16 protein-coding genes are annotated in these 11,269 nt (G+C 34.0%); all 16 read left to right on the top strand.

All coding sequences use genetic code 11. From position 1 onward, the window contains the following. Window positions 1-343: 343 nt before the first annotated feature. The 16 genes from AN619_RS02505 to AN619_RS02445 all read left to right on the top strand — a co-directional run bounded on the left by AN619_RS02505 (window position 344) and on the right by AN619_RS02445 (window position 11,233). Window positions 344-736 (top strand): L,D-transpeptidase, encoded by a 393-nt coding sequence (locus AN619_RS02505; protein WP_068554789.1) that lies wholly within the window; start codon window positions 344-346, stop codon window positions 734-736. A 139-nt stretch (window positions 737-875) separates the two neighbouring features. Further along, window positions 876-1,217 carry a hypothetical protein gene (locus AN619_RS02500; RefSeq protein ID WP_068554787.1) on the top strand — a complete coding sequence of 114 codons (342 nt, stop codon included), beginning with the start codon at window positions 876-878 and terminating at the stop codon, window positions 1,215-1,217. 109 nt (window positions 1,218-1,326) lie between these two features. Continuing rightward, window positions 1,327-2,193: a hypothetical protein gene (locus AN619_RS02495; protein WP_068554785.1), complete on the top strand. Its 867-nt coding sequence runs from the start codon at window positions 1,327-1,329 to the stop codon at window positions 2,191-2,193. Window positions 2,194-2,210: 17 nt separating this feature from the next. Beyond that, window positions 2,211-2,774 carry a hypothetical protein gene (locus AN619_RS02490; RefSeq protein ID WP_068554783.1) on the top strand — a complete coding sequence of 188 codons (564 nt, stop codon included), beginning with the start codon at window positions 2,211-2,213 and terminating at the stop codon, window positions 2,772-2,774. 221 nt (window positions 2,775-2,995) lie between these two features. After that, window positions 2,996-3,652: a hypothetical protein gene (locus AN619_RS02485; RefSeq protein ID WP_068554781.1), complete on the top strand. Its 657-nt coding sequence runs from the start codon at window positions 2,996-2,998 to the stop codon at window positions 3,650-3,652. Between the two features lie 145 nt (window positions 3,653-3,797). After that, a complete protein-coding gene (locus AN619_RS16645; RefSeq protein WP_083524945.1) occupies window positions 3,798-3,908 on the top strand; it encodes a putative holin-like toxin in 111 nt (36 codons plus the stop codon). A 213-nt stretch (window positions 3,909-4,121) separates the two neighbouring features. Further along, window positions 4,122-4,280: a hypothetical protein gene (locus tag AN619_RS15815; RefSeq protein ID WP_157064881.1), complete on the top strand. Its 159-nt coding sequence runs from the start codon at window positions 4,122-4,124 to the stop codon at window positions 4,278-4,280. 45 nt (window positions 4,281-4,325) lie between these two features. Beyond that, window positions 4,326-5,477 carry an acetate and sugar kinases/Hsc70/actin family protein gene (locus AN619_RS02480; RefSeq protein ID WP_068554779.1) on the top strand — a complete coding sequence of 384 codons (1,152 nt, stop codon included), beginning with the start codon at window positions 4,326-4,328 and terminating at the stop codon, window positions 5,475-5,477. Between the two features lies 1 nt (window position 5,478). Then, complete coding sequence (locus AN619_RS02475; RefSeq protein WP_068554777.1) at window positions 5,479-5,814, top strand: hypothetical protein; 336 nt, start codon at window positions 5,479-5,481, stop codon at window positions 5,812-5,814. A 283-nt stretch (window positions 5,815-6,097) separates the two neighbouring features. Then, entirely contained in the window at window positions 6,098-7,453 is a 1,356-nt protein-coding gene (locus tag AN619_RS02470) for a hypothetical protein (protein ID WP_068554775.1), read from the top strand. 30 nt (window positions 7,454-7,483) lie between these two features. After that, window positions 7,484-7,750: a hypothetical protein gene (locus AN619_RS02465; RefSeq protein ID WP_068554773.1), complete on the top strand. Its 267-nt coding sequence runs from the start codon at window positions 7,484-7,486 to the stop codon at window positions 7,748-7,750. A 72-nt stretch (window positions 7,751-7,822) separates the two neighbouring features. Beyond that, window positions 7,823-7,996, top strand: coding sequence for a hypothetical protein (locus tag AN619_RS15810; protein WP_157064880.1), 174 nt, complete (start codon window positions 7,823-7,825; stop codon window positions 7,994-7,996). A 7-nt stretch (window positions 7,997-8,003) separates the two neighbouring features. Continuing rightward, window positions 8,004-8,438, top strand: a complete 435-nt coding sequence (locus AN619_RS02460; protein WP_198153216.1) for a nucleotidyltransferase domain-containing protein — start codon at window positions 8,004-8,006, stop codon at window positions 8,436-8,438. After that, window positions 8,413-8,796, top strand: a complete 384-nt coding sequence (locus tag AN619_RS02455) for a HEPN domain-containing protein (RefSeq protein WP_198153215.1) — start codon at window positions 8,413-8,415, stop codon at window positions 8,794-8,796. Before AN619_RS02460 ends, AN619_RS02455 begins: the two co-directional genes overlap by 26 nt. A gap of 20 nt (window positions 8,797-8,816) precedes the next feature. Then, window positions 8,817-9,641, top strand: a complete 825-nt coding sequence (locus AN619_RS02450; protein ID WP_068554768.1) for a copper amine oxidase N-terminal domain-containing protein — start codon at window positions 8,817-8,819, stop codon at window positions 9,639-9,641. A 14-nt stretch (window positions 9,642-9,655) separates the two neighbouring features. Further along, window positions 9,656-11,233 (top strand): hypothetical protein, encoded by a 1,578-nt coding sequence (locus AN619_RS02445; RefSeq protein WP_068554766.1) that lies wholly within the window; start codon window positions 9,656-9,658, stop codon window positions 11,231-11,233. Window positions 11,234-11,269: the final 36 nt, after the last annotated feature.

Raw genomic sequence — 11,269 nt, 5'->3', positions numbered from 1 at the left:
CAGGTCACCCTTGCCCATCCAGTTTTATACATAAATGAGCATTATATCCATGTGGCAAGTTTTGAGAAATGTGAAATTCTAAGAAAAAGCAAGCAATTAAGAGAATTCGTTAGATTATAGAGGGAGGTTTTACTCAATAATTTTTTGATGCAGCCGGCAGTTGTTACATCGAAAATGGTCATTTCCCGGGAAATATTATCGAAAATAATGAAAAAGCATAGAAATATGTTGCCAAATAGCAATTTTGAGGATATTGGGACATAGTCTCTGGATACAGAAAAAAAGATGCAGGAATAGGGAGACAATCTTTTTACATATATTGTATATGTGGGGAGGGGTGAACTTGAAGAAATGGCTTTTATGGACGAGCATTTGTACTGTCTGTGCAGCCATACTGCTCTATACAGGCAGTTTCTTTTCCTATACAGGAAATAAAATAAAGATCAGTGTACCTATAAGAATATTTGAAGAAGATGAATATGTGAGTTGGGAAGAAAAAGAAATTAAAGAAAATCCAGATTATGATAATCTGACCATCTTCATTGATATCAATGCTAAGCGGTTAGAATTAATTCATCTGGATGATCATAGGGTCATAAAAAGATATCCCATTGCCAGTGGGAAAAAGGATACACCTTCTCCCATCGGGAACTGGACGATCATAGGAAAGGCGAGGTGGGGTGAAGGATTTGGCACCCGTTGGCTGGGCCTTGATGTGCCTTGGGGCACATTCTAATAAGAATAAAACTGGATAACTACCTACCAATAAGTAAAGTACTCATATAAAGTACTTTTTTTATTTTTCTAAAGTGAATTCATTACATATAATTTTGTTCAAAATTATTTTCTAAAGTAGAAATGGAGGTGTTAAATACATGCTATTAAATAATCACAACCCTAATCAAAGTGATGGGCAATATATTGTAGAAATAACTTTTCAGGAATGGAATTTTAGTGGTAGGATTGAATGCACTATAAAAAGTGAAAAAAGGGGCATTCATGTGTTAACGGATGCTGTTATAGCAGTTTTTAATGGAAATGCAAAGATAATTAACTCAACTTGTGATTTGAGACACGATTATGAAAGTAGGCTATTAAGCCTTATCTTAAAAAATGAAAGTAATCAAGAACTACAAGTGGAGTGTGGTAGTGCAATAGGATTAGGTGAGATTGTGGTAGGCTTTAGATTAAAAGAAAAGAATAATACTTTGATTTAGATATATAAGAAATCACTGAATAATTAAATATTATAAATATCAAATGCTGGAGGAATATTCCTTTTTATGTAGAAATAAGTCATAAAAGTAAAAAAGGAGAGTATTACCTATGGCATTCAAAAAAGGAACATTCTATGCTTGTAAAGTGAATGTTCATGAAATGATCTACAACTATGACATTACTATTGCGAAAAAGAAAATTGCAGAGGCCATTATGAATTACAGAGGTCATACCATACATGAAGGCAATTCAGAATGGACATTTGCAGAGGTAAAAAAATTAACGGCATTTAATAGACGGTTTATTGTTGGAATTTTGGCAAGAGGAAAAGATGAAAAGATGAAAAAGCTAGAGGATCAAAAATTAGAGCCAGTAATTTTTGAAAAGAAAGCTTCAGAAAGCAGATTTGTGTATTGTCCTGATACTGAAATATTAGTATTTCAGGAAATTATGAATAAAATAAGCGCTAATCAGTTTATCGAATATTTTAATAGGCTTATTAATAGAATTGATGAAAAAATTGGTCGATTGGAGATCATTGTATTAAAAAAAAGTAAAGAATTGAAACAAGAAATATTAGAGTTAGAAAAAATACTTGCAGTAGAGTTTAATCTTATAGTACCTAATTATAGTGATAGTGATGAAATAAATAAAATACGAAAACTGATAAATGATGCCCAAATGAAAAAATTTAATAGTAGAGCGGAAAATTTCAATGAAGGATTAAAACTAAAAAATAGAAATTCAGATAATATTTCTGAGAACACCATTATAGGGGATCAAATCAATGCAACTATCCAAGGCTATGGGGAAGGAAAAATAACTGGTTATACACGGGTAGAGGGAATGAAGGAGATACATACTCAAAATAGGCTTTTGATTGAACATGTTTTTTATGATGATGAGATAGATCTTCAGGATAAAATGATCAGGATATTATTGAAAGCACAAGAAAGCAGAAATATTAAGATATAATGAGGATTGAATAATCTATGGATAATGGTCAACTTGATAATTTATCTTTTTTTCAACTTTTTTGTAAATATGGTGGAATAAAAAGACTTTTTAATACGGTAGAATCATATGTTGGCTTATTAGCATCATATATAGCAGTAATTCTATTATTGTTTTTACAGGAGGAAGGGTTAATCACATTATTAAATAGCTATGGAGTACTTTTAACTAGTATTTCAGCAGGGATATTTGGGATTGTTGTAAGCGCCCTTGCCATAATAACAAGCCTGTCAAATACAAAATTGGTAAAGGTATTAATTAAACATGATATATTTTATAACCTATTATTTCCATTTTATTTTAGTGCTGTGAGTTGGGGTGTTAATATAATAATCAATTTTTTAATTTTTATTTTATCCTACATTGATTGGAACTCTATAGGTGATACAGGTAAATTTATTTTAGTGTTATTATTTATTATTAGCTTTACATGTTTTTTCTGGGTATTACTAAATACAATAACATTAGTAGGAATCACTCTGCGATATATCTCATACGGAAACCAATTATTAGATATTATTGAGTATGTTGAGGAAGATTAAACGCTTAAATAATTTTAAAATGGCAATTGCGGAAGGTTTGCTGCAAATAGTGTTTTTCATTATGAAGTAGAGAAAAAGCAAGGTTGATTAAATGATTTGAGAAGAAAATAAGCTCTAAGTAAAATTTAAATAGTATATTACTCGTCATAAGACGGGTTTTTTTATTTTACTTTTTATTCAGGACTTTTAGATAGGAGGGTTTAAATGGGTGGTGATAGGTTATGAGCTTTGCATGCTGTGCATTCTACTGGCAGTGTAGCCAGGAAGAAATGTGTGTCAATAAGTATGATCATCGAGATGAATGCGATTATCAAAAAAAGCTGGAAAAAGGAATAAATTTTTTCAAGAAAAATCTCTACATAGAGATTCAGGGGAGACTGTTTCGCATCGGAAAAAGAAGAGATTATCAGCGAGATACCCAGGGATTAAGCCCACAAGAACAAGAGGAAATAAAAAATCTCCTAAAAGATGATCCTAGGATATGGCATGAAAGAATGATTATTGAGAAATGCTTAGATGAAAAGGTAAGTGATAGAGACAGGGCGGTGTGTCGCGTATTTATTTCTATAGGAGATCTGAAGTATAACATTCATAATTATAATGGCAAAGCAGTAACAGAAAGAACGGCTCTCATGATCAGGGATTATTTTAGAGAACATGGATTTGGTGCTGCAGTAGAGTATGTAGGATCAAAGGTTTCAAAACCTATAAACAAAAAAACCAAAACTATGAAAACAAACGAAAATGATTTAGAATCTATAAGAAAATCAAATTTTGATTCAAAAACTAAATCACTTATTGATAAGCAGATATCTTTTGAAGAGTACCTTCATGAAAAAATGGTTATTAATCCAAATGAGGAGAAATATTTAAGTTAAATAAAATTGAAAAATCAATTATAGCAGTAAGCTTTTTTTATATTGTAGATTTGCCTATTTCTGTGGTATTATACAAACAAGGTAATCAGTAAAAGCAGGGTGTGGTTGCCACCTCTATTTCACAAAAGAAAGGAGGTGGTGTGGTATGAGTACATACCAAGCAATTCAGATAATGGTTGCATTTGGGATGTTCACAGTATCACTAATCTCCTTGATTGTTAGCCTGACAAGGGAAAACAACAAAGGAAAAAAATAATCACCCTGCCCGCTACGCAGAGTGATTAGATAAACTTTTCGCTGTGTGGCGACCGCACTTTGCGGTGCTGATTACCTTTGTCTATATTATAGCACAAAAAACATAAAAGTAAATATCATTTTGGTAACATAATTAAAGTTATTAATGGAGGGCTGTCATAATCAGTCCTTCTTTTTGTATGCTGATATTTCAATACGAATGAGGAGGATTAGAATGAATAGAAAGGATATTTTTAAGTTATTAGAACAAGAGTTATATGGAGATACAAATTGTCCTGATGCTGAACTAGGATGTGAAAATTGTAAATACATTGAAGCGTGCATTAAACTGGACGATCTTAGTGAAGACATCGGAATCATTGATGTTGCATAGTAACTTATGTGATAGCTTAATAAATCAAAAAATGGGAGGAAGGATATGAACAGATTAATAAATGCCGGATGGGATCCGGGCAGATTAAATAATAAATTATATTTAAGTGATAAAAAAATAATAAATATGAATGTGATTTGTTCAGGTTACGAAAGAAGGGTCTTAGAGCAAGAAGATGGAGAACTGGTCAATTTTTTAGATGTCGAAGTCTATAGAGGAGATGAATATTTAGGAAGATATTTTGTTGGAGGAATGGCATATAAGCATCACAGAGGAGATCTAAGATGGACAGCAAATGGAATTCCAAAATTTGATGATGCTTCAAATGATGAGGCTATAAAAATTGTTACACATTTAGCACTTTCTCAGTTTGATCCAAATGACTTAAAAAAGAAAGTGTATTTTCGATTAGGAACTGGATCTCCTACAGAGGAGTATTTCAACAATACAGATATATTAAGAAAATTTGCAGAGATGATGAAGATACCATACAGGGTGGTTTTCAAACATCCCTTGTTTAAGGGCGCCATAATAGAAGTAAGTATCCCGAAAATGTATTTTAAGCCAGAGGGAACGGCTTCACTTATTTCCATGACCCATGATGATAACTTGACAAGGAGAAAGGAAATAGGAGATATATTTGAAAGAGGATACAAAATTATTGGAATGAATATTGGTTCCTCAACGACGGATGTGGCCATTATAAAACCAGATATGACTTTTGAATCATCTGGATTTTTCGGGATCGATGTTGGAACTTCCAATGCTCTTAATTTAATTAGAAGCGAGCTTTATAAAGAATATGGCTATGATATACCTAAAGTAAAGGTTGACTTCATGATTAGAAAATATAAAAAAGTCAGTTATAAAGGACAAATTATTGACCTTGAAGATATTAAAAGAAGACCATTTGAAAATATGCTAGCATTATTGAAAACCAAATTCTTTGATCAGTTAGAGATGAAAGGAATAGACCCGGGGGAAGCTGGTGCCATTTGCATATCCGGAGGAGCTGTAATGTTAATCGGAGAGAAACTTGAAAACTTTATTCCAGGGGTTGCTACACAGATTTCTTTGAATCCGTTATTTGAAGATGCCAGGGGTTATTATTTAGAAGCAAAAATTAATGAATTAATAGAAGATAGAGTAGAAAATGAAATTTTTACTGATGTAGAAGAGATAGTTGAGGTGGAATAGAATGCCACAAAAAAGGAAAAAACTAGGACCCGGAAGTATCACCAGCTATAAGTTCCCAATGCTTAAAGGACAAGAAAAGGTGGATTTTTATAACTGGATAAACAAACATGTCAGCACTAATGGATTGATTACTGAAGCCCTCAAAATAAAATTTATGATAGACACTATGAAAGTAGCAAGCTACAAAGGTGGTTCATGTATAGAAAATAAAGTTGATGAAACGAAAGAGATAGAAGATATAGATATTCTGGATGATGGAAGTGAAAAAAAATTAAAATCTGAAACGATAGATATAGAAGGTTTAAAAAGAATGCTAAGGTCCGTCGAAAGATCTTAAGGAAGCATAAGGTATTACCTGTGGCATAAGGTATTTTACATATATAAAGAAGAAATAATTATTAAAAGGTATTACCATCGGTTTTGATAGAAGCTGATTATTTAAAAAGGTAATACCTTTTTAAAATTCTGCCAGATAATTTGCAAAGTATTATCATATAAAGGTAATACTTTTTTAATTTGCAAATTCTAACAGTTGCAAATGTTTTTAAAGAAAAAAGTAATACCTAAATGTTTGAAAAAAGAAAGGTAGTGCCTTTAATGTAACTAGGGGGGGTGAATAAATGAGTAAATTATTATTGGATGAGCAACCATTGGTGTTGTTGCCACAATTGGCCATTGTTATTGGCCTGAACGAAGCAATTATCCTCCAACAGATCAACTACTGGGTCAAGTTAAAAGAAAAAGCACGGGCCAAGGATGCATACAAAGATGGGAAATACTGGGTGTACAATACTTATGAGGAGTGGCAAAAGCAATTTCCCTTTTGGAGTACCAAAACGATAAAAAGAACGATTCGGAATCTTGAAGAGATAGGAATATTAATCAGCACTGACATTTATAATGAGAAGAAATACGATAAGACAAAATGGTATCGAATTGATTATGAAAGGTTAGCCTTTTTAGAAAAAGGGAGTGACGAAAGTGATGAAAAAGTGATAAGCCAAAATATTGAAAAATCTCATGAGGACAAATTGTCCCATGGCACAAACCTTGAAAATGCTCATGAGGACAAATTGTCCCCAGGAGAGGGACAAAATGTCCCCATGCATAGGGACAAAATGTCCCCACCTATACCAGAGATTAACTCAGAGATTACTACAGATATTATTCAGTCTTTCAGTCATGACAGGATGAATGACCGAATGAATGACAATCAAGAAAAAGAACTTCAGGAAATATTGAAAAGATGTGAGTTTGCACACCTTAAATCTTACTATCCACATGAAAGTCTTATTGATTCTGTGGAGCAGGCGGTCATTGATATGTATTATGCAACAGAATTAAAGGTTCAGGATACTATTATACCAAGATCTGTCTGTAGAGAATCTCTAAAAAAGCTAGATCATTTTGTTATTGAGTATGTGTTAACAAAATATAAAAGTGCAGCAGAATCGGAAAAGATAAAAAGTCCAAAGAATTATCTGAAATCCTGTATCTACAATGCCATTAGCGAGTGTTCCCTAGCAGTATATGCAGACGTCTCTTATGACTTAAACAATGCAGCGAAATCAGTGAAATGCAATAATGAAATTAGGGGTCCGGTTAATAAGACGATAAAATCTGATGAGAGTATTGTTGATGAAAAAGAAGATAAATTATCCCATTCTATTTTGGAAAGATATTCGAATACTATTTATTATGAGCCATTGGCAAATCTAAACTCCATTCTGGCAAGGCCGTCGTTTAATACATTTATTGAAGGTATACAGAGCATTTATAAGCAGAAAAATATACTTTTTCTAGCTGTAAAAGATAACTTTATTAAAGACATGCTTCTGGATAGGTATGGGGTATTGTTGAAAGAAGAATTCAAAGTCGACCAGTTGGTTATAGAGGTTGAAGGATATGCAGTACAAGAGGAGTTACAAAAAGACTTTTTGGATCAGGAGTATGTTCAACTTAAAATCATATCTTAATATTAATAATGAGAGAGGGGGGCAAAAACCGTGTATGAAGAACTGTTGGAGCTTGTAAAGGGCAATAAAATTAAATATCATATATACATGGACGATTTGTTGATAAATGTTGATGTATCAAGGGTTGAAATAGAATGCAACAGCATAAAGCTATTCATACCAGGCGGGGAAATTACTATCTGGGATAGTAATAAAATTGTCAAGTGCAGACGCCCGGACAATTTAATTATTCAGTGCAGCCATTGTTTCAGAATATATAATCAGTACGGTGATAACATTGGCTTTGTATACTGCTGAAAATACGAGCTGAAAAACAAGCGATGACTTCAAAGAATTGATGTTCACATTGATCTGTGATGGAGGGGGAAAATGGGGAAAGGAGAAAGAAAATTAAGGAAAAATGATAAGGTATTATTAGTGAATGGAAATATAGGGGAAATAGTTTATGTCCTTCAAACAATGGATATAGTAAGAGTAAAGCTAGAAAATGGGATATTTATTAGCATAAGGAATGAGGATGTGAAAAAAGTAATAGAAACTTAATAAACGTATGGAGGATTTTCCGGCAATCATAAAGAAAATAAGCACTACTAATAGTATAGATGGAAGAAGAGGAGCTGATGTCATGAGTAGCCAAGCCATAGAAAATAGAAAAAAGGAACTTAGCGAGGAATTGGAAAGAATAAAAAACGTGCTGATAAATGAGTACAAAGCTGATAAAATTATTCTATTTGGGTCGATGGCTACAGGAAATATCCATGAATGGAGTGACTTAGACATTATTGTAGTAAAAGATACTGATGAAGCCTTCATAAAAAGACTCAAAAATATTGGACTTTTAGTGAAATCAAAGGTAGCATGCGATTTAATCGTATATACTAATGGGGAAATAGAAGCAATGAAAAAAGAAAAAAGAAGTTTTATTCTGAAAGTCCTTGAAGAAGGAAAGGTGATATATGATGCCCGTGGAAAAGAGATGGCTTAGTTTTGCTGAAGATGATATACTAACGGCTAAAATAGCTCTTGAAAATAAGATATATAATCAGGTATGCTTTCACAGCCAACAGGCAGTAGAAAAACTTTTGAAGGGTTTTATAGAGGGCTGTGGCCAAAGGGCACCAAGAACCCATAGCCTTAGAGACCTTATGAATATATGTACTAGGATTGATAGCAGTTTTTGTCAGTTTGATAGTCATGCAACGATACTTGATCAATATTATATACCTACCCGTTATCCTGACGCATTGCCTGGAATGCTGGATTCAGGGCTTCCGGGAAAAAATGACGCAAAGGAAGCCTTGGAAATGGCACAAGAAATTATGGATTATATTAAGTCCAAATAAGTTGAGAAAGGGTGAAAATGATGAAAAGAATAAGTTTATTTTTTATAATGATATTAATATTTACAATGACAGCTAGTGCATATGCTGCTGTTGAATCTCCTAGTGTAAAAGTAATGGTTAATGATGAAGAGGTTATATTCCCGGATACAAAACCTTACATCAATGAGGATGGAAGGACGCTGGTGCCCATCCGCTTTGTATCTGAAAAACTTGGGGCTACCGTGGATTGGGAAATTAAAAATTTAAATGTTGTTGTAACCATTAAAAAGAATGATAAAACGGTGATCCTTGTCACCGGTGAAAAAAAAGCAACAGTTAATGGAAAGGTCATTACTTTTGATACGAAAGCTGTTAATATAAATGGCAGAACCATGGTTCCATTAAGATTTATAAGCGAGGTTTTTGGCGCAACAGTGAATTGGAATGCAGATACAAGGGTTGCAACTATATCAACATCTGGCAGTGGAAGTACTCCAAAAAACCCGTCGATAGGATTGGAACCTGGAAAAGTATATCCGGTTAATGAAGTCCTAACGGATATTAGTGGGATATCTAGCAATCTGTATGAGATCAAGACGATTAAAATTGTTGAAGGCAATCCATATCAATTGGAATATGTTGAAAAACCACCATATAAAGCTATTAAAACAGTTAATATGAAAGGTGGCATGTATGGGGTGATTAATGGAAAAGTAGTTGAAGGCCTTGGTATGGGAACCGGGATTGACTATAAAGTCGTTTCAAGTAAGGAAAGAGCAAAAGAATATGATTATTTTCTAATCGTTAGGGTAACCTCTACAGAAGCTGAATTAATTGAAAACACACTAAAGAACACATTAAAGTAGACAAGGAGGAAATTATGATAACAAAAAAATTTGTTAGCCTGGTTATGATTTTAAACATTATAGCAGGGCTATTGATAACACCATATTCTGCATTTGCAGCAGAGAACACTGGTGTCCACAAAATCTATCGATTGGACACCGGTGTTATTTTTATATGGTCAAACAGTAGTGGTATATGGCAACGGGGATATGGACCGGGGAGCAGTTATTCTAGTGGATTTAGTTTAGATTTAACGACAAATGATCAATTTGGCAAGTCAAACATCAAAAACGTAAAAGTATATCCATATACTACAGAATTTTATAGACAAACAGGCATAACACCAATTTTTAACGTAACGGCAAAGGCAAAAAATATGCAGGAGTATACTGACAATTATATGCCACACGCTTCTCAAAATATTAGCATTACAAAAGCAGAATATAATCCAAGTACAGGAAAAGTTGAAGTAAATTATAATGCTTTACTTAATAGCGATTTGCTATATGACGTAAAAGAAAAAGTAGCATTTGAAAAGGAACAATACATCTACGATTACATGGGTGGCAAAGATGCCGTACCGGCAAATGTCATTGCATCATTAGAAGCTATGAAAGGAAATCTATTTAGTCCAAAGGTTCAGGGCTTCATGTATTTTGTACCGATTATCATCGAATATGAAGTGCAGCAACAGCCTCAAGAGTCGATACCAGCACCAGTACCAGCACCAGGAGTGCCACAACAGCCGACACCTCAAGGCAATCCCGATATTCAAACAAACTTAAAAATCAAACTTACAAAGATAGCAGAGAACGCGTCGGCAGGGCAAGCTGTGGAAGTTCGCGGTTATGTAGAGTTAGAAGGTCAAAGCAGTATAGCATCAGATATAGCATTGATCGTAGATGGGAAGGAAGTACAAAGGTTAAGAGATGTAGCCATTGCAGGGAAAAGGGAATTTAAACTGGTTTTTGAAATGCCCAACAAAGCAGTCAATGTCTATGCAGCGGTGAATCCCGATAAAACAAAGCCGAATCTAGAACGTACTTGGGCAGATAACGTATCTGATCTGATGGCGGTGTTTCTGAATACGTCGGAAAAAAATCCGGGAGAAAAGATCACAGTAGATATTATTGCACCTAAGAGTATGCAACCAAAGGAACCATATAATCCTTGGAATTTCCAGGTGACGGTATCTTGGTCATTGTGGCGGTATGAAATTGAGGAAGAAACATACATAGATGCCAATGGAGTAGAAAGAACTAGGAGAAGAACGATCAAAGTGCCTGTAACCAAGACGGTAGCGATGAATATCAAGGCCTCCGGACAATATGTAACAATGTATTATCCCAACACAGGAGAACAGATCATCAAAAATGCCACTAAGGAATATCCAGGCCAAAGCCTTACAGTATCCGGAGATGGGGAAAAGACTTTTAGCTATAGCGTGCCTGGTGGGTGGTTCATCGTAGATACGAAAACCGAGTACGGTTTCGGTCCTGCTGGATACAACGCAATTCTAAATGCCACCTTAAGCAATGGGGCAAAGGATACCGCAACTGTATTAGTAAAAGGCATATCACCATTGAAAGCAGGAGTAAAGTTATCACAATAGGCTGAAAAGATTATATCTTTTTCAGCCTATTAAAAT

The organism is Thermotalea metallivorans (assembly GCF_001562415.1).
Taxonomy (GTDB): Bacteria; Bacillota; Clostridia; order Peptostreptococcales; family Thermotaleaceae; genus Thermotalea; species Thermotalea metallivorans.
This window is presented reverse-complemented; position numbering and strand designations above follow the sequence as displayed.